Origin of the sequence: Burkholderia sp. AU33423, assembly GCF_002223135.1 — a bacterium.
GTDB lineage: Bacteria > Pseudomonadota > Gammaproteobacteria > Burkholderiales > Burkholderiaceae > Burkholderia > Burkholderia lata_D.
Genome location: NZ_NKFH01000004.1, coordinates 1,027,888 through 1,049,475 on the forward strand (window position 1 = coordinate 1,027,888; position 21,588 = coordinate 1,049,475).

Annotated in this window: 19 protein-coding genes; 15 read left to right on the top strand and 4 right to left on the bottom strand. The window is 68.9% G+C overall.

What is annotated here, in order from left to right:
• Nucleotides 1–15: 15 nt before the first annotated feature.
• On the bottom strand, nt 16–1,602 hold the full coding sequence (locus CFB50_RS07455) for an acid phosphatase (protein WP_089445421.1): 1,587 nt from the start codon (nt 1,600–1,602) through the stop codon (nt 16–18).
• A 223-nt stretch (nt 1,603–1,825) separates the two neighbouring features.
• Here CFB50_RS07455 and CFB50_RS07460 point away from each other — a divergent pair, with 223 nt between their 5' ends.
• The 3 genes from CFB50_RS07460 (at nt 1,826) to CFB50_RS07470 (ending at nt 4,156) form a co-directional block, all read left to right on the top strand.
• Nucleotides 1,826–3,175, top strand: coding sequence for a cytochrome-c peroxidase (locus CFB50_RS07460; RefSeq protein WP_089446060.1), 1,350 nt, complete (start codon nt 1,826–1,828; stop codon nt 3,173–3,175).
• Between the two features lie 112 nt (nt 3,176–3,287).
• Nucleotides 3,288–3,674: a hypothetical protein gene (locus CFB50_RS07465; RefSeq protein ID WP_089445422.1), complete on the top strand. Its 387-nt coding sequence runs from the start codon at nt 3,288–3,290 to the stop codon at nt 3,672–3,674.
• An 11-nt stretch (nt 3,675–3,685) separates the two neighbouring features.
• Complete coding sequence (locus CFB50_RS07470) at nt 3,686–4,156, top strand: NUDIX hydrolase (RefSeq protein ID WP_089445423.1); 471 nt, start codon at nt 3,686–3,688, stop codon at nt 4,154–4,156.
• A gap of 138 nt (nt 4,157–4,294) precedes the next feature.
• Here the strand turns inward: CFB50_RS07470 and CFB50_RS07475 are convergent, their stop codons facing one another.
• Nucleotides 4,295–6,004 carry a glutamine--tRNA ligase/YqeY domain fusion protein gene (locus CFB50_RS07475; RefSeq protein WP_069247742.1) on the bottom strand — a complete coding sequence of 570 codons (1,710 nt, stop codon included), beginning with the start codon at nt 6,002–6,004 and terminating at the stop codon, nt 4,295–4,297.
• Between the two features lie 244 nt (nt 6,005–6,248).
• Here CFB50_RS07475 and CFB50_RS07480 point away from each other — a divergent pair, with 244 nt between their 5' ends.
• Both CFB50_RS07480 and CFB50_RS07485 read left to right on the top strand, forming a co-directional pair.
• Nucleotides 6,249–6,458 carry an ornithine acetyltransferase gene (locus CFB50_RS07480; protein WP_011351716.1) on the top strand — a complete coding sequence of 70 codons (210 nt, stop codon included), beginning with the start codon at nt 6,249–6,251 and terminating at the stop codon, nt 6,456–6,458.
• A gap of 178 nt (nt 6,459–6,636) precedes the next feature.
• Nucleotides 6,637–7,191 carry an RBBP9/YdeN family alpha/beta hydrolase gene (locus CFB50_RS07485; RefSeq protein WP_089445424.1) on the top strand — a complete coding sequence of 185 codons (555 nt, stop codon included), beginning with the start codon at nt 6,637–6,639 and terminating at the stop codon, nt 7,189–7,191.
• A 93-nt stretch (nt 7,192–7,284) separates the two neighbouring features.
• Here the strand turns inward: CFB50_RS07485 and CFB50_RS07490 are convergent, their stop codons facing one another.
• Nucleotides 7,285–8,505 (bottom strand): CaiB/BaiF CoA transferase family protein, encoded by a 1,221-nt coding sequence (locus CFB50_RS07490; protein WP_089445425.1) that lies wholly within the window; start codon nt 8,503–8,505, stop codon nt 7,285–7,287.
• 249 nt (nt 8,506–8,754) lie between these two features.
• On the opposite strand from CFB50_RS07490, the gene alaS reads away from it, so the two are divergent.
• On the top strand, nt 8,755–11,379 hold the full coding sequence (gene alaS / locus CFB50_RS07500) for an alanine--tRNA ligase (RefSeq protein ID WP_069247745.1): 2,625 nt from the start codon (nt 8,755–8,757) through the stop codon (nt 11,377–11,379).
• A 163-nt stretch (nt 11,380–11,542) separates the two neighbouring features.
• On the opposite strand, the gene CFB50_RS07505 is transcribed toward alaS, so the two are convergent.
• Nucleotides 11,543–12,457 carry a LysR family transcriptional regulator gene (locus CFB50_RS07505; RefSeq protein WP_089445426.1) on the bottom strand — a complete coding sequence of 305 codons (915 nt, stop codon included), beginning with the start codon at nt 12,455–12,457 and terminating at the stop codon, nt 11,543–11,545.
• A 123-nt stretch (nt 12,458–12,580) separates the two neighbouring features.
• Here CFB50_RS07505 and CFB50_RS07510 point away from each other — a divergent pair, with 123 nt between their 5' ends.
• The 9 genes from CFB50_RS07510 to CFB50_RS07550 all read left to right on the top strand — a co-directional run bounded on the left by CFB50_RS07510 (nt 12,581) and on the right by CFB50_RS07550 (nt 21,582).
• Nucleotides 12,581–13,828: a YbfB/YjiJ family MFS transporter gene (locus tag CFB50_RS07510; protein ID WP_089445427.1), complete on the top strand. Its 1,248-nt coding sequence runs from the start codon at nt 12,581–12,583 to the stop codon at nt 13,826–13,828.
• A 121-nt stretch (nt 13,829–13,949) separates the two neighbouring features.
• Nucleotides 13,950–14,486: an NUDIX domain-containing protein gene (locus CFB50_RS07515; protein ID WP_039347430.1), complete on the top strand. Its 537-nt coding sequence runs from the start codon at nt 13,950–13,952 to the stop codon at nt 14,484–14,486.
• A gap of 139 nt (nt 14,487–14,625) precedes the next feature.
• Nucleotides 14,626–15,063 (top strand): acyl-CoA thioesterase, encoded by a 438-nt coding sequence (locus CFB50_RS07520; protein ID WP_069249274.1) that lies wholly within the window; start codon nt 14,626–14,628, stop codon nt 15,061–15,063.
• Between the two features lie 7 nt (nt 15,064–15,070).
• Nucleotides 15,071–16,006: a branched-chain amino acid ABC transporter permease gene (locus CFB50_RS07525; RefSeq protein WP_089446061.1), complete on the top strand. Its 936-nt coding sequence runs from the start codon at nt 15,071–15,073 to the stop codon at nt 16,004–16,006.
• Entirely contained in the window at nt 15,999–17,228 is a 1,230-nt protein-coding gene (locus CFB50_RS07530) for a branched-chain amino acid ABC transporter permease (RefSeq protein ID WP_089445428.1), read from the top strand. The genes CFB50_RS07525 and CFB50_RS07530 overlap by 8 nt, the downstream gene beginning before the upstream one ends.
• A complete protein-coding gene (locus CFB50_RS07535; RefSeq protein WP_089445429.1) occupies nt 17,225–17,977 on the top strand; it encodes an ABC transporter ATP-binding protein in 753 nt (250 codons plus the stop codon). The genes CFB50_RS07530 and CFB50_RS07535 overlap by 4 nt, the downstream gene beginning before the upstream one ends.
• On the top strand, nt 17,974–18,678 hold the full coding sequence (locus tag CFB50_RS07540; protein WP_089445430.1) for an ABC transporter ATP-binding protein: 705 nt from the start codon (nt 17,974–17,976) through the stop codon (nt 18,676–18,678). The genes CFB50_RS07535 and CFB50_RS07540 overlap by 4 nt, the downstream gene beginning before the upstream one ends.
• 182 nt (nt 18,679–18,860) lie before the next feature.
• A complete protein-coding gene (locus tag CFB50_RS07545) occupies nt 18,861–19,607 on the top strand; it encodes an SDR family NAD(P)-dependent oxidoreductase (protein WP_089425159.1) in 747 nt (248 codons plus the stop codon).
• Between the two features lie 472 nt (nt 19,608–20,079).
• Complete coding sequence (locus CFB50_RS07550; RefSeq protein ID WP_089445431.1) at nt 20,080–21,582, top strand: MFS transporter; 1,503 nt, start codon at nt 20,080–20,082, stop codon at nt 21,580–21,582.
• Nucleotides 21,583–21,588: the final 6 nt, after the last annotated feature.

A 21,588-nucleotide genomic window follows, 5' to 3' on the forward strand; every position in this document is an offset into this window, starting at 1 on the left:
AGTGCCGCCAACCCGTTACAGGTTCGGCGACAGTTGCAGCGCGTTCGTCAGGTCGCCCATCGGCTGCCCGCCGTTGGCCTTCAGCGTGTCGTCGCGCTGTTGCAGGCCCGCGAGGCGCGGCAGCGAGAAGCGGCGCGTGATGAAGCGCAGGATCGAGCCCGTGTCGTATTGCGTATGGTCGACGAAGCCCTTCTTCGCGTACGGCGACACGATCAGCGCCGGAATGCGGGTGCCCGGGCCCCAGCGGTCGGCGGTCGGCGGCGCGGCATGATCCCAGAAGCCGCCGTTTTCGTCGTACGTGACGACCACGACCATGTTCTTCCACTGCGGGCTCGCCTGCAGGTGCGCGATCACGTCGGCGATGTGCTGATCGCCGGAGGTGACGTCGGTGTAGCCCGGGTGCTCGTTCAGGTTGCCTTGCGGCTTGTAGAACGCGACCTGCGGCAGCGTACCCGCGTCGATCGCCTTGATGAACTCGGCGCCGTTCGCGCCGCCGTCGAGCAGGTGCTGCGCGCGGCTCGCGGTGCCCGGCGCCTGGTTCGCGAAGTAGTTGAACGGCTGGTGGTGCGGCTGGAAGTTCGGCGTCGACAGATCGGCGCCGTAGATCACGTTCGACGTGCCGTTCTGGCTCGCCTGCAGCGCCTGGCCCCACGCGCCGCCGTACCATGCCCACGACACGCCCGCATTGGTCATCAGGTCGCCGATGTTGGTCGCCGTCTGCGGCGGCATCGTCGACGGATTGGCCGGGTCGGCGAGCAGCGGATCGCCGCCCGTGGCCGCCTTGTTGCCGCTCGGCTGGTACGCCGGCTGCATCGTGTTGACGCCGTAGAAGTCCGGCGTCAGCGCGCCGTCATTGACGAACTTCGGCGGCCCGCTCAGCGCGGAGGCCGGCGAGTTCGTGGCGACCTTCAGCGACTTGCCGTCGGCGTTCAGGACTGCGATCTTGCCGGCCGCCGGGCTCTTGTCCGCGTTCGCATAGAACGGCGCGCACGCGCAGATCAGGTACTGGTGGTTCAGGAACGAACCGCCGAACGCGCCCATGAAGAAGTTGTCGGCCAGCACGTACTGCTGCGCGACCTTCCACAGCGGCAGCTTCGACGGATCGGCCGTGTAGTGGCCCATCGTCAGGCCGCCCGCGTCGGTCCACGCGGCATACATGTCGTTCTTGCCGCCGTTGATCTGCATCTGGTCCTGGTAGAAGCGGTGCACGATGTCGCGCGTCGCGATGCTCATCGACTGGTTGAAGCCTTTCGGATCGTCGATCGCGAACGGCGTGTTCGGCAGGTTCGCCGTCATCGCCTCGGTCACCGCCGGCGTGATGCCGGTCGCGGTCAGGCCGCCCCAGATCTTCGGCAGCGTCGCCATCGTCGAGCCGTCGCGATCCTTTTGCACCGAGTTCGCGGCCGTTGCGTTCTGCAGGCCGTTCGCGCCGGGGAAGTTGCCATACAGGTTGTCGAAGCTGCGGTTTTCCGCGTAGATCACGACAACGTTCTTGACGGCCGACAGGCCTTGCTGCGTGACGTCGTCGCCGCCGCAGGCGGTCAGGCTGAGCGCGGCCGCGAGGGCGATCGGCGTATAGCGAATCCAGGCGTGCTTCTTCATGCGATGTTCTCTCTCATTCGTCGTTGGTCGCGTGTGGGAACCGGGTGGCGGGAGGGCCGGCGCACGAACCTCGCGGTACCGCCCGGCTGCGCGCATTATCTGGAACCGATTTGACAGCCGGGTGTAGGGACGCTTTCAATTGACTGTCGGTTGAACGTCATCCAACGGTCACGGAACTGACATAAGCTCCGGCCGATTGCCCACCGCTACCAGAACAATGACGATGCACACCCTTCTGAAAACCTTCGCGTCCGCGCGATCGCTGATCCCGGCCGCGGCGACGCTCGCGGTGGTCGGCGCGCTCGCGGCGCTCGCCGGTTGCGATGCGCAGCCCGGCACGACTGCATCGGCCGCGTCCGTCGTACCCGCGGCTCAGGCCGCGCCGGCCGCCCCGGCGGTCGCGCCGGCCAGCCAGCCGCAGACGCGCGCGCAGGTATTCGAGGGCGTCAAGCAGATGACGGCGCTCGGCAAGCAGCTGTTCTTCGATCCGTCGCTGTCGGGCTCCGGCAAGCTCGCATGCGCGTCGTGCCATAGCGCCGAGCATGCGTTCGGGCCGCCGAACGCGCTGTCGGTGCAACTGGGCGGCGACGACATGCACCGGACCGGTTTTCGCGCGGTGCCGTCGCTGAAGTACCTGCGCGGCATCCCGCCGTTCAGCGAGCACTTCCACGATTCGCCGGACGAAGGGGACGAAAGCATCGACGCGGGTCCGACCGGCGGGCTGACCTGGGATGGTCGCGTCGACACGCGCGACGCGCAGGCGCGCATTCCGCTCACGTCGCCGTTCGAGATGAGCAGCTCGCCGGCAAGGGTCGCGAAGGCGGTTCGCGCCGCACCGTATGCCGATGCGTTCCGCAAGGCGTTCGGTGACCAGGTGCTCGGCGACGACCAGGCGACGTTCAATGCGGTGCTGCGCGCGCTCGACGCCTTCCAGCAGCAGCCGGCGCTGTTCGATCCGTACACGAGCAAATACGACGCGTATCTGGCCGGCCACGCGCAGCTCACGCCCGCGGAGTTGCGCGGGCTGCAGCTGTTCAACGACGAGAAGAAGGGCAACTGCGCGAGCTGCCACATCAGCCAGCGCACGCTCGAAGGCGGCCCGCCGCAGTTCAGCGATTTCGGGCTGATCGCGGTCGCGGTGCCGCGCAACCGCGCGCTGCCCGTCAATCGCGACCCGCGCTTCTACGATCTCGGCGCCTGCGGCCCCGAGCGCACCGACCTGAAGGGGCGCGACGAATTCTGCGGGTTGTTCCGCACGCCGTCGCTGCGCAACGTCGCGCTGCGCAAGACGTTCTTCCACAACGGCGTGTATCACTCGCTCGAGGACGTGATGCGCTTCTACGTCGAACGCGACATCCATCCGGAGAAGTTCTATCCGGTCGTGAACGGCAAGGTGCAGATCTACGACGATTTGCCGAAGCGCTACTGGCCGAACATCAACCGCGAGCCGCCGTTCGACCGCAAGCGCGGCGACCAGCCGGCGCTGAACGCGGCCGAGATCAAGGACGTGATCGCGTTCCTGGGTACGCTGACTGACGGATATCAGCAAACGGCCGCACCGGCCGGCCACTAGAAGGCGGCGCCGACGGCACGCATGCTATCCTCGCTCGCTGACAGGCGCAGTGTGCGTACCGGTCCGCCGGCATGCACCGCGCCGTTCGATCGAACATCCAAGGAGAAAAAACATGTCGATGCGTGCATCCCTTTCCGTCGTCACGCGTGTGCTGGCCGGCGCCGCGTGCGCAGCCGCGATGCTGCCCGCCCATGCACAGAACAACCTGAACTTCCTGAACGACACGCCGATCAGCTATTTCAACAAGACCGACCGCGCGTCGCTCTCGAAGGCGGTCGTGCAGGTGCGCGACGAAGGCAAGGACGGCGAAACCACGACGTGGCAGAGCAGCGGCCGCGGCACGCAGATCGATGCGAAGCTCACGCCGAGCACGACCGAGACGGACGGCAAGACCTGCCGTGAAGTCGCCACCGAGATCACCGCGAAGGGCCAGACGATGACGCTCAAGCCCGTCTATTGCAAGACGGCCGCGGGCAAGTGGCAACTGCAGAAGCGCTGAGCACGCGCGTGATGAAGCGGGGCGGCGCGCCGCGCACGGTGTCGTGCGGCGTCGTGATCCTCGATGGAGCCGGCCGCGTGTTCCTCGCGCACGCGACGGATACCACGCACTGGGATATCCCGAAGGGGCAGGGCGAGCCGGGCGAGACGCCGGCCGACGCCGCGCTGCGCGAACTGCTCGAGGAAACCGGCATCGCGTTCTCGCCGGCACGCTTGCTCGATCTCGGCCGCTTCGCGTACCGGCACGACAAGGACCTGCACCTGTTCGCGGTGCAGGTGGCCGAAGGCGAGATCGATCCCGCGCAGTGCACGTGCACGTCGCTGTTTCCGAGCCGTCGCGACGGCTCGATGATTCCCGAGATGGATGCGTACCGCTGGACCACACCCGGCGACATCGACGCGTATGCGAGCCGCAGCCTCGCACGGCTGTTTCGCACGAAGCTGTCGCTCGCGGATCTGCATCGGCGGTTGACGGGTGAGTGAACGAGCGCGGCGGCTTCTGCGGCTCCATGTCCCGGCTTCGCTTCGAAGCACGCAACAAAAAACCGGCCCTGGGGCCGGTTTTTTTATGGTCACGCGACGACGGCTTGCGAAGCCGCGTGCCGCGTGTGAAGCATGCCGTTATGCCGGCTTGCCCCAGCTGTCGCGCAGCCCGACGATCCGGTTGAACACCGGCTTGCCCGGCTTCGAATCGACACGGTCTGCAACAAAGTAGCCGTGGCGCTCGAACTGCAGGCGCGTTTCCGGTGCGACGTCGTCGTTGCCCGGTTCGATGTATGCCTGCACGATCTTCTTCGAATCGGGATTCAGCGCCTCGAGGAAGTTCGCGCCGCCCGCGTCCGGATGCGGCTCCTTGAACAGGCGGTCGTAGATCCGCACTTCGGCCGGCTGCGCATGCTTCGCGCTGACCCAGTGGATGTTGCCCTTGACCTTGTACGTGTTCGCGCCTTCGGTACCCGACTTGCTGTCCGGGAAGTAGTTGCAGTGCACGGCCGTCACGTTGCCGTCGGCGTCCTTGTCGAAGCCCGTGCACTCGATCACGTAGCCGTAGCGCAGGCGCACCTTGTTGCCCGGGAACAGGCGGAAATAGCCCTTCGGCGGGTTCTCGACGAAGTCCTCGCGCTCGATCCACAGCTCGCGCGAAATCGGGAACGTGCGCACGCCGCGATCCGGGTGGTGCGGATGCACGGGCGCCGTGCAGGCTTCCTCGAGGTCTTCCGGATAGTTGTCGATTACGAGTTTCAGCGGATCGAGCACGGCGACGGTACGTGCGGCCTTGTCGTCGAGGTCGTCGCGCAGCGCGCCTTCGAAGATGCTCATGTCGATCCACGAGTCGATCTTCGTCACGCCGATCCGCTCGCAGAACAGGTGGATGCTCTCCGGCGTGAAGCCGCGGCGGCGCACGCCGACGATCGTCGGCATCCGCGGGTCGTCCCAGCCGTCGACGTGGCCTTCGGTCACGAGCTGCAGCAGCTTGCGCTTGCTGGTGATCGCGTACGTGAGGTTCAGTCGCGAGAATTCGATCTGTTGCGGCAGCGGGCGCGTGAACATGCCGGCTTCCGCGAGTTCGTTCAGCACCCAGTCGTACAGCGGGCGGTGATCCTCGAATTCGAGCGTGCACAGCGAATGCGTGATGCCTTCGAGCGCATCCGAGATGCAGTGCGTGTAGTCGTACATCGGATACACGCACCATGCGTCGCCGGTGCGGTAGTGGTGCGCATAGCGGATCCGGTAGATCACCGGGTCGCGCATGTTCATGTTCGGCGAAGCCATGTCGATCTTCGCGCGCAGCACGTGCTCGCCTTCCTTGAACTCGCCTGCCTTCATGCGGCGGAACAGGTCGAGGTTTTCTTCCGGCGTGCGATCGCGGAACGGCGACGGCTTGCCGCCTTCCGTCAGCGAGCCGCGGTTCGCGCGCATTTCATCGGCGCTCTGGCTGTCGACATACGCCTTGCCGCGCTGGATCAGCAGCTCGGCGAACTCGTACAGCTTGTCGTAGTAGTCGCTCGCGAAGTACTGGTGATCGACCGCGTCCTTGCGCCAGTCGAAACCGAGCCAGCGCACCGCGTCGACGATCGAATCGACGTACTCGACGCTTTCCTTTTCCGGGTTCGTATCGTCGAAGCGCAGGTGGCACACGCCACCGTAGTCGCGCGCGACGCTGAAGTTCAGGCAAATGCTCTTGGCATGGCCGATGTGCAGATAGCCGTTCGGCTCGGGCGGAAAGCGCGTCTCGACGCGGCCGCCCCATTTGCCGGTGCGGTTGTCGTCGTCGATGATGTTGCGGATGAAATTGGAAGCCGCGGGGGCGTCGTTGCGTTCGGTGCTCATGCGGATGGCGTCAGGGTTGTGTCGGCGCGTCGCGCCGGTTTAATCCTGTAATTCTACCTGACCGGGGTCCGTCCCGCGCGGCTTGCGGCATGACGGGGGCGGGTTTCGACCGATTATCTCGATATTGTGTCGGCTGTAACACGACGTAAATCGGATTGCCCGGGCCGTTTGGCGTTGCCTATGATGGCTTCACCAAATCAACGCCGCCGTTCGGGATGCCGTGCGGCGGGAGGACAAAAAAATCATGATGAAGAAGACCACGTTTATCGTTCGTACCGCCGTGATCGTCGCGGCCCTCTCGCAACTCGGCGCGTGCGCCATGACGCATACGCAGCGCAATGCCGGTATCGGCGCAGCCGCGGGCGGCGCGCTCGGCTACCTGGTGACGGGCGGCCCGCTCGGCACGGTCGCCGGCGCAGCGGCAGGCGGTATCGTCGGCGCGAACGTGCGCTGACCGATGACATGACGCGAGCCGCCTGCCAGGCGGCTCGCAGTCCGGGCGAGACGCAGCGCTCGACGCGTCCCGACCCCACGCACATCCTTCCGGTATCAGACAGGCAGCATCAGGGAGGAACGGGTGTGCGACACTGCGCCGACGCACCATAACGATTTCACCCGTCGACGCACTTTCCATGAGCCGATTCCCCGTTCTCGTCCTGCCGGGCTACGCCAATTCGGGCCCGCTTCACTGGCAGAGCCGCTGGGAGCGTGCCGATGCACGTTTCTCGCGCGTCGCGATGCCCGACTGGGACCGGGCGTTCCGCAACGGCTGGTGTCTCGCGCTCGATCGCGCGGTTGAAGCCGCGCGCGAGCCGGTGCTGATTGCCGGCCACAGCCTCGGTACGCTGACCACCGCGTGGTGGGCGACGCGCTATGCGCGCCCGGCCGCGCTCGCGAAAGTGCGCGGCGCGCTGCTCGTCGCGCTGCCCGATCCCGACGGTCCAGCGTTTCCGACCGACGCGCACGGCTTCGGGCCCGTGCCATACGAACGGCTGCCGTTTCCGACCTGCGTCGTCGCCAGCAGCGACGATCCGTATGGCTCGCTCGCGTTCGCCCGCACCTGCGCGAACGCGTGGGGCAGTGCATTCCACGATATCGGCCCGCGTGGCCACATCAATGCGGACAGCGGGCTGGGCGACTGGCCCGATGCGCGCGGCTGGCTCGACGCGCTCGCCCGTCGCGATTGACAGTTGGATTGACAGTTCGATTGACCGCGCGGGGCAGGGCGGCGGTTGAAGCCGCTGCCACGCGACCATCCGCACCCGCACCCCCCGCCGCGTTCAGATCGCCTGTTTCGCCCGCAGCCTGGCGATCTTCGCGTCGTCGTAGCCGAGCATGTCGCGCAGCACGTCGTCGGTCTGCGCGCCGAGCAGCGGCGGGGCCGTGCGTGCTTCCGGCGGTGTCGCGCTCATCCGGATCGGGTTGCGCACGAGCTTCGCGTCCGCGCCGCACGGGTGCGGCAGCGACACCTGCATCCCGCGTGCGACGACCTGCTCGTTGTCGAACACCTCGCCGAGATCGTTGATCGGGCCGCACGGCACGCCGGCGGCTTCGAGCGCACCGATCCAGTCGGCCTTGTCGCGCGCCTTCACCATCTCCGCGAGGATCGGCACCAGCGTGTCGCGGTGGCGCACGCGCGACGGGTTCGTCGCGAAACGCTCGTCGTCCGCCAGCTCGGGCCGGCCGCCGGCCTCGACGAACTTGCGGAACTGCCCGTCGTTGCCGACCGCGACGATGATCCAGCCGTCGCGCGTCTGGAACGTCTGGTACGGCACGATGTTCGGATGCGCGTTGCCCCAGCGCACCGGCGGCTTGCCGCTCGCGAGGAAGTTGGTGTTCATGTTCGCGAGCAGCGCGACCTGCACGTCGAGCAGCGCCATGTCGATGTACTGGCCTTCGCCGGTCCGGTCGCGGTGCGCGAGCGCGGCGAGCACCGCGATCGTCGAATAGAGGCCGGTCGCGAGGTCGGCGATCGCGACGCCGGCCTTCTGCGGGCCGCCGCCCGGCTCGCCGTCGCGCTCGCCGGTGATGCTCATGAAGCCGCCGATCCCCTGGATGATGAAGTCGTAGCCCGCGCGGTGCGCGTACGGGCCGGTCTGGCCGAAGCCGGTGACCGAGCAGTAGACGAGGTCGGGCTTCACCGCGCGCAGCGAGTCGTAATCGAGCCCGTATTTCTTCAACTGGCCGACCTTGTAGTTCTCGAGCACGACGTCGCTCTGCGCGGCGAGCTCGCGCACGATCTGCTGGCCCTCGGGCGTCGCGATGTCGACCGTCACCGAGCGCTTGTTGCGGTTCGCCGCGAGGTAATACGCGGCCTCGGCGGTATCCGCGCCGTCCGGGTCCTTCAGGTACGGCGGCCCCCAGTGGCGCGTGTCGTCGCCGGCGCCCGGGCGCTCGACCTTGATCACGTCCGCGCCGAAATCGGCAAGCGTCTGCGCGCACCACGGGCCCGCGAGCACGCGGGTGAGGTCCAGCACGCGGATATGGCTCAGGGCACCCATCGTCGAATCGTCTCCTTTCATGGCTCGCCTTGTCGGGCAGGGCCGGTTGGCATGCCGAGCATCTTACGGCGAATCGGCTGCGCGAGTGGCCCACCCGGGCCGGCGGGAGGGCCGAGCCGCTTTCCGCCGCTTTGCCCGGAAGCCGGCCCCGATCCCGTATAATCGATCGTTTCCGAATCCATGCCGCCGCGCGCCCCGACGAGGGCGCCGGCGTTTGAAGCCGTCTTTGCCAGACTGTCCCCGCACGCCATGAAAGCTGCCGAAATCCGCGAGAAATTCCTCAAATTCTTCGAATCGAAGGGCCACACGATCGTCCGCTCGTCGAGCCTCGTGCCCGGTAACGACCCCACGCTGATGTTCACGAACTCGGGCATGGTCCAGTTCAAGGACGTGTTCCTCGGCACGGACCCGCGTCCGTACTCGCGCGCCACGACGGCGCAGCGCAGCGTGCGCGCGGGCGGCAAGCACAACGACCTCGAGAACGTCGGCTACACGGCGCGCCATCACACGTTCTTCGAGATGCTCGGCAACTTCTCGTTCGGCGACTACTTCAAGCACGACGCGATCAAGTTCGCGTGGGAGCTGCTGACCACGGTCTACCAGCTGCCGAAGGAGAAGCTGTGGGTCACGGTCTACCAGGAAGACGACGAGGCGTACGACATCTGGGCGAAGGAAGTCGGCGTGCCGACCGAGCGCATCATCCGCATCGGCGACAACAAGGGCGCGCGCTACGCGTCGGACAATTTCTGGACGATGGGCGACACCGGCCCGTGCGGCCCGTGCACGGAAATCTTCTACGACCACGGCCCGGACGTGTGGGGCGGCCCGCCGGGATCGCCTGAAGAAGACGGCGACCGCTACATCGAGATCTGGAACCTCGTGTTCATGCAGTTCAACCGCGACGCGCAGGGCAACATGACGCGCCTGCCGAAGCAGTCGGTCGACACCGGCATGGGCCTCGAGCGTCTCGCCGCGGTGCTGCAGCACGTGCACAGCAACTACGAGATCGACCTGTTCCAGAACCTGATCAAGGCCGCCGCGCGCGTGACCGAGATCAGCGACCTCACGAACAACTCGCTGAAGGTGATCGCCGATCACATCCGCGCATGCTCGTTCCTGATCGTCGACGGCGTGATTCCCGGCAACGAAGGCCGCGGCTATGTGCTGCGCCGGATCGTGCGCCGCGCGATCCGCCACGGCTACAAGCTCGGCCGCAAGGGCTCGTTCTTCCACAAGCTGGTGGCCGACCTCGTCGCCGAGATGGGCACGGCCTACCCGGAGCTGAAGGAAGCCGAACAGCGCGTGACCGACGTGCTGCGCCAGGAAGAAGAGCGCTTCTTCGAGACGATCGAGCACGGCATGTCGATCCTCGAAGCCGCGCTGGCCGACGTCGAGGCGAAGGGCGGCAAGGTGCTCGACGGCGAGCTCGCGTTCAAGCTGCACGACACCTACGGCTTCCCGCTCGACCTCACGGCCGACGTGTGCCGCGAGCGCGGGATGACGGTCGACGAGCCGGCGTTCGACGACGCGATGGCGCGCCAGCGCGAGCAGGCGCGTGCGGCCGGCAAGTTCAAGGCCGCGCAGGGCCTCGAATACACGGGCGCGAAGACCACCTTCCACGGCTATGAAGAAATCGCGTTCGACGACGCGAAGGTCGTCGCGCTGTACGTCGACGGTTCGTCGGTCAACGAAGTGAAGACGGGCCAGGACGCGGTCGTCGTGCTCGACCACACGCCGTTCTACGCGGAATCGGGCGGCCAGGTCGGCGACCAGGGCGTGCTCGCGAACGCCGCGACGCGCTTCGCGGTGGCCGATACGCTGAAGGTGCAGGCCGACGTGATCGGCCACCACGGCACGCTGGAGCAGGGCACGCTGAAAGTGGGCGACGTGCTGCGCGCGGAAATCGACGCGCATCGCCGCGCCCGCACGCAGCGCAACCACTCGGCCACCCACCTGATGCACAAGGCGCTGCGCGAAGTGCTCGGCGCGCACGTGCAGCAGAAGGGTTCGCTGGTCGACGCGGAAAAGACCCGCTTCGACTTCGCGCACAACGCACCGATGACCGACGACGAAATCCGTCGCGTCGAGCAGATCGTCAACAACGAAATCCTGGCCAACGCGCCGGGCATCGTGCGCGTGATGCCGTACGACGAAGCGGTGAAGGGCGGCGCGATGGCGCTGTTCGGCGAGAAGTACGGCGATGAAGTGCGCGTGCTCGACCTCGGCTTCTCGCGTGAACTGTGCGGCGGCACGCACGTGCACCGCACCGGCGACATCGGCTTCTTCAAGATCGTCGTCGAAGGCGGCGTCGCGGCCGGCATCCGCCGCGTCGAGGCGATCACCGGCGACAACGCGGTGCGCTACGTGCAGGAGCTCGACGCGCGCGTGAATGAAGCCGCGGCCGCGCTGAAGGCGCAGCCGTCGGAACTCACGCAGCGTATCGCGCAGGTGCAGGACCAGGTGAAGTCGCTCGAGAAGGAGCTGGGCGCGCTGAAGTCGAAGCTCGCGTCGAGCCAGGGCGACGAGCTCGCGCAGCAGGCGGTCGAAATCGGCGGCGTGTTCGTGCTGGCCGCGACGCTCGACGGCGCCGACGCGAAGACGTTGCGCGAAACGGTCGACAAGCTGAAGGACAAGCTGAAGAGCGCGGCGATCGTGCTGGCGGCCGTCGAAGGCGGCAAGGTCAGCCTGATCGCAGGCGTCACGCCCGACGCGAGCAAGAAGGTCAAGGCCGGCGAGCTCGTGAACTTCGTCGCGCAGCAGGTTGGCGGCAAGGGTGGCGGCCGTCCGGACATGGCGCAGGCAGGCGGCACCGAGCCGGCGAACCTGCCGGGCGCGCTGGCTGGCGTGAAGGGCTGGGTCGAAGAGCGGCTCTGATCGTTGCATGACCGATGCGATGCCGTCGCAGTGACGGCATCGCGTGAAATGAAAAACGACCCGATCGGCAGGTGCCGGTCGGGTCGTTTCGTTTGTGCGGTCCGTGCGCGTCGATCGCTACGGTGGCGCGCGAATCCGGGTCAGGCCGGCACGGTCATCCGGGTCAGGCCGGCACGGTCGCGGCCGGCTTCGCCGCGTCGCCAGGCTGCCGCGTGGCGTCGGTGAGCGCATCACGCAGGGCGGCGAGCGCCGCCGACGCATAACCGCGCCGCCACCCGAGCAGCGTGTCGATGCCTTCGAGTTCGGGAATCGCGTGCGCGGCGATGTTGCCGGTCTCGGGCTGCAGATCGAGTACCGAGCGCGGCGCGACCGCGATGCCCGCGCCGGCCGCGACGCACGCGACGATCGCGTGATACGAGCCGAGTTCGAGCACGCGCTCCGGCTTCACACCGTGCGCCGCGTACCACCGTTCGACGTACTGCCGATACGCACAGCCGCGCTCGAACGCGATCAGTGTCGGCAGGATCACGTCGCGGGGCGTGCGCACCGGCGGATGGCCGCGCGGCGTGAGCAGCACGAGATCCTCGCGGAAGATCGGCACCGTGTCGAACGTGTCGGGCAGCGTGTCCGGTTCGGGCGGGCGTGCGAACAGGGCGGCGTCGATCTCGAAGTCGCGCACGCGGTCGATCAGGCAGCCCGTCGTGCCCGTCAGCAGTTCGAGCGACACGTCGGGCCACGCATGGTGATAGCGCGCGAGTAGGGTCGGCAGCCGGCTCGCGGCCGTGCTTTCCATCGTGCCGAGCCGCAGCCGTCCGCGCGGCGTGTCCTCGCGCACCGCGTCGCGCGCTTCGTCGGCGAGCGCGAGCAGGCGCTCCGCATACGGCAGCAGCGTGTGCCCGGCCGGCGTCAGCACGAGCCGGCGGCCGTCGCGCACGAACAGCGCCGCGCCGAGTTCTTCCTCGAGCTGCTTGATGCGCGTCGTGACGTTCGACTGCACGCGATTGAGCTTGGCCGCCGCGCGCGTTACGCCGTTCTCGCGCACCACGGCCCGGAAAATCGCCAGCGCCGCCAGGTCCATAATTCTCTCCGAGCGATGAGTAGATTCTCAATTATTCATTTTTCGAGAACGTTTGGTCAAGCTAGGATGGCAGCATTCCGATTTCCGATCCGGCCGGCGCGTCGAACGCCGGCCCATGCCGCCATGTCCCGCTCCGATGCCCCGACCGCCGCCGCCGGCGCACCTTCCGTCGATGATGCCGACCGCCGCGCCCGCGCGGCCGCGCTGGCCTGCATGGTCGGCCTCGCGGTCGTGCTCGGCGTCGGCCGCTTTGCGTTCACGCCCTTGTTGCCGCTGATGCTCGCGGACGGTTCGATCGGGCTGAAGGGCGGCAGCTGGCTCGCGTCGGCGAACTACGCGGGCTACTTCGTCGGCGCGGTCAGTTGCGCGGCGCTGCGGGTGGCGCCCGCGCGAATGGTGCGCGTCGGGCTCGTGGCCACCGTGCTGCTCACCGCCGCGATGGGTGTCGGCCACCTGCTGCCGGTATGGCTCGCGGTGCGCTTCGTCGCGGGCATCGTCAGCGCATGGACGTTCGTGTTCGTGTCGCAATGGGGGCTGCGGCGGCTCGCCGAACTGCGTGCGCCCGAGTGGAGCGGGGTGATCTACGCGGGGCCCGGCGTCGGCATCGTGGTGACGGGGCTGATCGGCAGCGCGCTGGCCGGCCAGCGCGCGGCGTCGGGCTGGCTCGGGTTCGCCGCGCTGTCTGCGGTGCTGTCGGTCGCGATCTGGCGCACGTTCGCCGCTGCCCCGGCGGTGCAAGCCGTGCCGTCGGGCGGTGCCGCGCCGCAGGCGGCCGCCGCCACCGCGTCGAACCCCGCGCACAAGCGCCGCCATCGCGCGGACGCCGCATGGCTCGTCGTGCTGTACGGCATGCCGGGCTTCGGCTACATCATCACCGCGACGTTCCTGCCGGTGATCGCGCGCGCCGCGCTGCCGGCCGGTTCGCCGTGGCCCGACCTGTTCTGGCCGATGTTCGGCGCGGCGCTGATCGTTGGCGCGATCACCGCCGCGCGGCTGCCCGGGCACTGGGACAACCGGCTGCTGCTGGCGGCCGGCTGCGCGACGCAGGCGCTCGGCATTGCCGCCGGGATCGTGTGGCCGAACGCGGCCGGCTTCTCGGTCGGCAGCGCGCTGCTCGGCCTGCCGTTCACCGCGATCACGCTGTTCGCGATGCGCGAGGCGCGGCGGTTGCACGGCGAGCGGGCCGCCGGGCTGATGGGCTACGCGACCGCGTCGTACGGGGTCGGGCAGATTCTCGGCCCGCTCGTCGCGGCACCGCTGGCCGCGCGCTTCGGGTCGTTTTCCCCCGCGCTGTGGGTCGCGGTAACCGCGCTGTTGCTGGGCGCCGCCGGCTTCGCGGCGACCGCCGCGCGAGGGCGCGGGCAACCCTGATGTCGGCGGGGCCGGATCGTCTGCGGCACGGGCAAACTCGCTAGAATGAAGCCTTTCCCGCGCCAAGCGGGTGCGCGGGCAGCCGGCAGGCGGCCGTCCGGCGCCTGCCAGATTCCCATCGATGACCACCGCCGATTACCGCTTTTGCCCGCGCTGCGCGAGCCCGCTCACCGAGCGCGCCGATCCCGACCATGAAGGCGGCCGCATTCGCCAGGCGTGCCCCGACGACACCTGCGGCTATGTGCACTGGAACAACCCGCTGCCCGTCGTCGCGGCGATCGTCGAGCTCGACGGCAAGATCCTGCTCGCGCGCAACGCGGCCTGGCCCGAAGGCATGTTCGCGCTGATCACCGGCTTCCTCGAGAACGGCGAGACGCCCGAGGACGGCATCGCGCGCGAAGTGTTCGAGGAAACGGCGCTGAAGGCCGAACACGTGTCGCTCGTCGGCGTCTACGAATTCATCCGCAAGAACGAGCTGATCATCGCGTACCACGTGCGTGCATCGGGCACGGTCGCGCTGTCACCGGAACTGCTCGAATACAAGCTCGTCGATCCGCCGCTGCTGCGCCCGTGGCGCGCCGGCACGGGCGTCGCGCTCGCCGACTGGATGCGTGCGCGCGGCCTCGATTTCGAGTTCGTCGACCGGCCGGGGCAGTGACGGGCCGGCCCGTCAGCAGCGTTGCATCCGCCGTGCCGCGAGCGATCGCGGCGCGGCGTTCCGCTTCTTGCCGGTGCGCCGTGTCCCGCGGCGGCCGCGCGTCGTCCACCTCGCTTCCCTCGTCCTGACCGCCATCGCCATGTCCGACAAGCCGCAACCGCGTCCGCGCGACGCCTATCGCCACTTCCTCCCGATCACGACCCGCTGGATGGACAACGATGTCTACGGGCACGTGAACAACGTCGTCTACTACAGCTACTTCGACACGGTCGTGAACGAATACCTGATCCGCGCCGGCGTGCTCGACGTCGAGCACGGGCAGACGATCGGCCTCGTGGTCGAGACGCAGTGCAACTACTTCGCGCCGCTCGTGTTCCCGCAGTCGGTCGACGCCGGGTTGCGGGTCGTGAAGCTCGGCACGTCGAGCGTGCGCTACGAGGTCGGGCTGTTCGCGCAGGGCGAAGCCACGCCCGCCGCGCAGGGGCATTTCGTGCACGTGTACGTCGATCGCGGCACGCGCCGGCCGGTGCCGCTGCCCGATGCGCTGCGCGCCGCGCTCGAGCCGCTCGCGGCCTGACTGCGCGGTGCACGCGTTCGCGCTCCAGGCCTTCAACGGCCTCAGCTACGGCTTGCTGCTGTTCATGCTGTCGGCCGGCCTCACGCTGATCTTCAGCGTGCAGGGCGTGCTCAATTTCGCGCATGCGAGCTTCTACATGCTCGGCGCGTACGTCGGCTACAGCATCGCGGCCGGCGCGGGCTTCTGGCCCGCGCTGGTGCTCGCGCCGCTCGCGGTCGGGCTGCTCGGCGCCGGCTGCGAACGCATGCTGCTGCGCCGCGTGCAGGCGCGCGGCCATACGAGCGAACTGCTGCTGACCTTCGGCCTCGCGTACCTGATCGGCGAGGGCGCGAAACTCGTGTGGGGCCTCGCGCCGCTGCCGGCGCCCGTGCCGGCGCTGTTCGACGGCGCGCCCGTGACCGTATTCGGCCTCGCGCTGCCGCGCTACCGGCTGTTCATGATGGGAATGTCCACGGCGATGCTGGTCGCGCTAGGCGCACTGCTGCGCGCGTCGCGCATCGGGCTCGTCGTGCGCGCGGCGCTCACGCACCGCGCGGCCGTCGAGGCGCTCGGCTACGACGTGCCGCGCGTGATGACGGCGCTATTCGGCGCAGGCACCGCGCTCGCGGCGCTGGCCGGCGTGATCGGCGCGCCGCTCGCGGTGATCGAACCCGCGCTGGCCGAGACCGTCGGGTCGGTCGTGTTCGCGGTTGTCGTGATCGGCGGGCTCGGCTCGCTCGGCGGCGCGTTCGCGGCGTCGCTCGCGGTCGGCTTCGCGCAGACCTTCGCGGCCGCGAGCGACACGTCGCTGCGCGACCTGACGGAATGGGCCGGCATCGTGCTGCCCGACAGCGTGGCCGCGGTGTCGATCGCGCAGCTGGCGCCGCTGGTGCCGTACCTGCTGCTCGTCGTGGTGCTGGTCGCGCGGCCGCGCGGGCTGTTCGGCGAGCGTGCCGATGCGTAGCCGCATGCTCGCCGGCGTCGCGCGCTGGTCTCTGTTCGCCGCATGCGTCGCGCTGCCCGCGTGGCTGTGGCCGCACGGCGCGGTGCTCGGCTATCTCGCGCAGACAGCCGCGCTCGTCGTGCTCGCACTGTCGTACAACCTGCAACTCGGCACGACCGGGCTGCTGTCGTTCGGGCACGCGGCGTTCGCGGGCCTCGGCGCGTTTGCGGCCGCGCACTGGTTCAATCACTTTGGCGGCCCGCTGCCGCTGTTGCCGCTCGTCGGCGGCGTGGCTGGTGCCGCTTTCGGCTTCGCCGCCGGGCTGCTCGCGACGCGCCGCTCGGGCACCGCGTTCGCGATGATCACGCTCGGGCTCGGCGAATGCGTCGCGGCCGCCGCGTGGAGCGTGCCGGCCTGGTTCGGCGGCATCGGCGGCGTGCCGATCGACCGCGCGAGCGGCACGCCGTGGGGCGGCTGGCATTTCGGCGCACCCGTCCAGGCTTATGCAGTGATCGCCGTGTGGTGCCTCGCGTCGGCGTGGGCGATGCATGCGCTGACGCGCACGCCGCTCGCGCGGCTCGCGAATGCGGTGCGCGACAACCCGGTGCGCGTCGCCGCGCTCGGGTCCGATCCGCGCCGCGTGCGGCTCGCGATGGTCACCTGCGCGTCGTTCTTCGCCGGCGTCGCCGGCACGCTGACGCTGATCGACGTCGAGATCGCGACGCCCGACAGCGCATCGATGGCGCGCTCGGCGACCGTGCTGATCGCCGCGGTGATCGGCGGCACCGGCGCGTTCTTCGGGCCGGCGGCCGGTGCGGCCGTGCTCACGGTGCTGAGCATCGTCGTCGCGGGCGTGTCGCGCGCGTGGGCGCTGTATCTCGGCGTGCTGTTCGTCGTGATCGTCGTGGCCGCGCCGCGCGGGATCGCCGGGATCGTGCAGGCGCTCGCGCATGCGTTGCGGCGCGGCGCGCCGGCGGCCGAGCGGTGGCGCATGCTGTGCGCGGTCGGTGCGTGTGTGTTCTGGGGCGTCGCGATCGTCTGCGCGGCCGAGCTCGGCTACGCGTGGCGTTTCGCGCAGGACGACGGCGCGGGCTTCGCGTTCGGCGCCTGGAGCGTCGACGCCGATACGCCGGCCGGCTGGGCCGTCGCGTGCTCCGCGTTCGGTATCGGTACGCTGCTGTGGGGTTGGCGCACGCGGCTCGCGCCGGGCGGGCAGGCCGGCCAGCGGGAGGACGGGCGATGAACGGCAACGCGATCGCGCTGCACGGCGTGGTGCAGCGCTTCGGCGCGCAGACGGTGCTCGATGGCGTCGAACTGAGCATCGCGGCCGGCGAGCGTCATGCGCTGATCGGACCGAACGGCGCGGGCAAGTCGACGCTGTTCGGCGTGATCGCCGGTGCGGTGCCGCCGACGCGCGGGCGCGTCGTGCTGCACGGCGTCGAGCTGCGCGGGCGCGGGCCGGTGGTCGCGAGCCGGCTCGGCATCGGTCGCAGTTTCCAGCAGACGAGCGCGTTCGCGCGATTGACCGTGTTCGACAACCTGCGCTGCGCGGCGCTGCATGCGCCGGCCGAACGGCGGCGCTGGTGGAACCGGCTGCGCGAATCGGCGTCGGTCGATCTCGCGGCCGCTCGCGTGCTGCACGACATCGGCCTCGATGCGCACCGCGACACGCTGGCCGGCGAACTGAGCTATGCGGAACAGCGCGCGCTCGATCTCGGGATCGCACTCGCGAGCGGCGCGCGCACGCTGCTGCTCGACGAGCCGACGGCCGGGATGAGCCGCGCGCAGGCGGCGCGGATGATCGCGTTGATTCGTGCGACGACGCAGGGGCGCACGGTCCTGCTGATCGAACACGACATGGATGCGGTGTTCGGCTTCGCCGAACGCATCACGGTGCTCGTGCGCGGCACGGTGGTCGCGACCGGCGCGCCCGATGCGATCCGCACCGATCCGGCCGTGCGTGCCGCCTATCTGGGCGAGGGCGGCCCATGAGCGCGTTGCTCGACATTCGCGGCCTGCGCGCGTGGTACGGGCTGCAACCCGTGCTCGACGGCGTCGATCTCGCACTGGCGCCGGGCGAGACGCTCGCGCTGCTCGGCCGCAACGGCTCGGGGCGCTCGACGCTCGCGAAGGCCGTGATGGGGCTCGTGCGCACGGCCGGCTCGGTGCGCATCGGCGGCGCCGAATGCGTGGGGGCGCGCACGTTCGAGATCGCGCGGCGCGGCGTTGCTTACGTCGCCGAAAGCCGCGACGTGTTCCCGCTGCTGACGGTACGCGACAACCTGCGGCTCGGGCTGCGCGGCGCCACCGGCGCGGCCGAACGGACGGCGCTCGAACGGTTGTTCGACCGCTTTCCGTTGCTGGCCGCGCGCGCGGACGTGAAAGCGGGGCGGCTGTCGGGCGGTGAGCAGCAGGTGCTCGCGCTGGTGCGGGCGCTGGCCGGCCGCCCGCGCGTGCTGATCGTCGACGAACCGGCCGAAGGGCTCGCGCCGCTCGCGGTCGACGAAGTCGGCACGTGCCTTGCCGCGTTGCAGGCGGACGGTGTCGCGATCGTGCTGATCGAGCAGCGGCTGCAGTTCGCGCCGCGGCTCGCGCGGCGCGTCGCGGTCATGGGGCGCGGACGGATCGTCTACGACGGTGCGCTCGACGGCCTGGGCGGCGACGTCGCGAACGCATGGCTGAGCGCCGGCTGACGGCGCGCGAGCGATTGTTCGGAAAACGCTGCCAGTCAATTCGTGTCGAGCCGCTTTATCGCTGCGGTGCCGCACCGTAAATTGCCAGCCATACCGGTTGCATATCGACGCAGCAACGCAACGACGCAGCAACGCGGCAGCCGGCGCCATCCATCGAAAGTCTTGGACTGAGGAATGAAATCATGAGCAAGCTGGCAAACAAGGTCGCGATCGTCACGGGCGGCTCGAAGGGCATCGGCGCGGCGATCGCGAAGGCACTGGCCGCGGAAGGCGCGTCGGTCGTCGTCAACTACGCGAGCAGCAAGGCGGGCGCCGATGCGGTCGTGAGCGCGATCGTCGAAGCCGGCGGCCGTGCGGTCGCGGTGGGCGGCGACGTGTCGAAGGCGGCGGATGCGCAGCGCATCGTCGATACCGCGATCGACACGTACGGCCGTCTCGACGTGCTCGTCAACAATTCCGGCGTGTACGAATTCGCGCCGATCGAAGCGATCACCGAAGAGCACTACCGCCGTCAGTTCGACACGAACGTGTTCGGCGTGCTGCTTACCACGCAGGCAGCGGTCAAGCATCTCGGTGAAGGCGCGAGCATCATCAACATCAGCTCGGTGGTGACCAGCATCACGCCGCCTGCCAGCGCCGTGTACAGCGGCACGAAGGGCGCGGTCGACGCGATCACCGGCGTGCTCGCGCTCGAACTCGCGCCGCGCAAGATCCGCGTGAACGCGATCAACCCGGGGATGGTCGTGACCGAAGGCACGCACAGCGCGGGCATCATCGGTTCCGATCTCGAAGCGCAGGTGCTCGGCCAGACGCCGCTCGGCCGCCTCGGCGAGCCGGACGACATCGCGTCGGTCGCCGTGTTCCTCGCATCGGACGATGCACGCTGGATGACCGGCGAGCACCTCGTCGTGAGTGGCGGGTTGAACTGACCGGATCACGCCGCCCCGGCAGCAGGGGCGACGAAATCCGGCGGACGCTGCGGCGAGTCTGCTTCGGCAGGCCACGCAGCGTGCCGCCGGTTGCCGTGCGACCCACGGCATTCGATGTACGCATGCGGGATGACTACGATTCCTGTAGAGGCCGCCCTCTGATCCCACATCGCACCGCGGCATAAAACTGTCATGCGACGTGCGTGGCGACGGTGCATCCCGCTTGCCGTGCATGACTGAAGCCATCTCCCCGAATTCTCCTTGATCGCCCGTCGCGTAAGGCTGACGGGCGTTTCCCGTGCCGCGTCAGCCTCTCGACAGGTGCCGGTTCGGTGCGTCACGCGCATGCCACCCATTCAAGTTGCGAATGTGTGCATCGCAACAATCCATTTCATCCGCGGCGCGCCGGGCGGTATGGTGAACGCACGTTCGACATTCATCGAACGATGCACATTCACCACGCGAAGGCGCCATGAAAACGACTGACGATCGATCCGGGCAAGCGGCACGTCCAACCGCCGGCGGCCCGCCCGAAGGCGGCGACGACCGACGCAACGCAGGTCTGCGCCTGCCGGCGAAGCTGGTGGGTCCGATCGTGCTCGGCACGCTGCTCAACGCGCTGAACTCGTCGATGATCGCGGTCGCGCTCGTCAGCATCCAGCAGGCATTCGCGCCGCACGGCGCCGCGCAGGCGCGCATCGATACGCTCTGGCTCGTGTCGGGTCTCTATCTCGCGACGGCCGCCGGCCAGCCGACGATGGGGCGGCTCGCCGATCGCTTCGGTGCGAAGCGGATCTTTTGTATCGGCCTCGCGATCGTGCTGGTCGCGTCATCGCTTGCGCCGTTCGCGCCGACGCTCGGCTGGCTGATCGCCTCGCGCGTCGCGCTCGGCATCGGCACGTCCGCTGCCTATCCTGCCGGCATGGCGATGATTCGTGCGTGGTCGCAGCGGCACGCGAACGGCGCGACGCCGACGGGCGGCCTCGGCGCGATCTCGATCGCGGCACAGGTGGCCGTCGCGTTCGGCCCGCCGCTCGGCGGCGCGCTCGTGCAGTTCGCCGGCTGGCGCGCGATCTTCTGGATCAACGTGCCGATCGTGCTGGCCGCCTTCCTATTCGCGTGGCTGTGGATTCCGGCCGACCCGGCTTATCGCGGCGCGCAGGCGCGCACCACGCTGCGCGGCACGCTGAAGGAACTGGACCTGCCGGGCGTCGTGCTGTTCGTGCTGACACTCGCGAGCCTGCTGCTGTTCCTGCAATCGGTGACGCGCGAACCCGACTGGCTGCTGCTGGCCGCGACGCTCGTGCTGGTGCCGCTCCTGATCCACCGCGAGCGCCAGGCCGCGGCACCGTTGATCGACATCCGGATGCTGGCGGAAAACCGTCCGCTGCTCGGCACGTACCTGCGCTGCATCGGCACCTATGCGGTGTTCTACGCGATCTTCTATGCGCTGCCGATGTGGCTGCAGGAGGCGAGGGGGCTATCGGCCGCCGATGCCGGCCTCGTGATGCTGCCGGTCGCCGGTATCGGTACGGTTACGACGATGCTCGCGACCCGCATCGTGCACCGTCACGGCGCGCGCCCGGTGCTGGTCATCGGTTCCGCGCTGCTCTGCATCGGCAGCGTCGTGATGAGCCTGATGACGAGCAGCCTGCCGGTCGCGGCGATCGTCGTGCTGTCCATCGTGTTTGGTATTCCTAATGGTTTCAACAATCTCGGCAACCAGGCCACGCTCTACCAGAGCACGCCGCACGACCGGATCGGCACGGCCTCGGGGCTGTATCGCACCGCGCAGTACGTCGGCGGCAGCCTGTCGTTCGCGCTCGTCGGTCTCGCGCTCGGCCATCCGGCGAGCGATCACGGCCTGCGCGAGCTTGCCGTCGTCCTGGCGGTCATCAGCGTGCTGCTGTTGCTCAATGCCGTATCGAGCCGGCACCTCGACGCCGCCGTTTCTTCCGTTCCACAACAAAAGTGAGGGTTT

Bases quoted from the DNA above. Each gene is read 5' to 3' on its own strand.
- CFB50_RS07455 (WP_089445421.1), bottom strand. From the start codon at position 1,602: ATGAAGAAGCACGCCTGGATTCGCTATACGCCGATCGCCCTCGCGGCC.
- CFB50_RS07460 (WP_089446060.1), top strand. From the start codon at position 1,826: ATGCACACCCTTCTGAAAACCTTCGCGTCCGCGCGATCGCTGATCCCG.
- CFB50_RS07465 (WP_089445422.1), top strand. From the start codon at position 3,288: ATGTCGATGCGTGCATCCCTTTCCGTCGTCACGCGTGTGCTGGCCGGC.
- CFB50_RS07470 (WP_089445423.1), top strand. From the start codon at position 3,686: ATGAAGCGGGGCGGCGCGCCGCGCACGGTGTCGTGCGGCGTCGTGATC.
- CFB50_RS07475 (WP_069247742.1), bottom strand. From the start codon at position 6,004: ATGAGCACCGAACGCAACGACGCCCCCGCGGCTTCCAATTTCATCCGC.
- CFB50_RS07480 (WP_011351716.1), top strand. From the start codon at position 6,249: ATGATGAAGAAGACCACGTTTATCGTTCGTACCGCCGTGATCGTCGCG.
- CFB50_RS07485 (WP_089445424.1), top strand. From the start codon at position 6,637: ATGAGCCGATTCCCCGTTCTCGTCCTGCCGGGCTACGCCAATTCGGGC.
- CFB50_RS07490 (WP_089445425.1), bottom strand. From the start codon at position 8,505: ATGGGTGCCCTGAGCCATATCCGCGTGCTGGACCTCACCCGCGTGCTC.
- alaS (WP_069247745.1), top strand. From the start codon at position 8,755: ATGAAAGCTGCCGAAATCCGCGAGAAATTCCTCAAATTCTTCGAATCG.
- CFB50_RS07505 (WP_089445426.1), bottom strand. From the start codon at position 12,457: ATGGACCTGGCGGCGCTGGCGATTTTCCGGGCCGTGGTGCGCGAGAAC.
- CFB50_RS07510 (WP_089445427.1), top strand. From the start codon at position 12,581: ATGTCCCGCTCCGATGCCCCGACCGCCGCCGCCGGCGCACCTTCCGTC.
- CFB50_RS07515 (WP_039347430.1), top strand. From the start codon at position 13,950: ATGACCACCGCCGATTACCGCTTTTGCCCGCGCTGCGCGAGCCCGCTC.
- CFB50_RS07520 (WP_069249274.1), top strand. From the start codon at position 14,626: ATGTCCGACAAGCCGCAACCGCGTCCGCGCGACGCCTATCGCCACTTC.
- CFB50_RS07530 (WP_089445428.1), top strand. From the start codon at position 15,999: ATGCGTAGCCGCATGCTCGCCGGCGTCGCGCGCTGGTCTCTGTTCGCC.
- CFB50_RS07535 (WP_089445429.1), top strand. From the start codon at position 17,225: ATGAACGGCAACGCGATCGCGCTGCACGGCGTGGTGCAGCGCTTCGGC.
- CFB50_RS07540 (WP_089445430.1), top strand. From the start codon at position 17,974: ATGAGCGCGTTGCTCGACATTCGCGGCCTGCGCGCGTGGTACGGGCTG.
- CFB50_RS07545 (WP_089425159.1), top strand. From the start codon at position 18,861: ATGAGCAAGCTGGCAAACAAGGTCGCGATCGTCACGGGCGGCTCGAAG.
- CFB50_RS07550 (WP_089445431.1), top strand. From the start codon at position 20,080: ATGAAAACGACTGACGATCGATCCGGGCAAGCGGCACGTCCAACCGCC.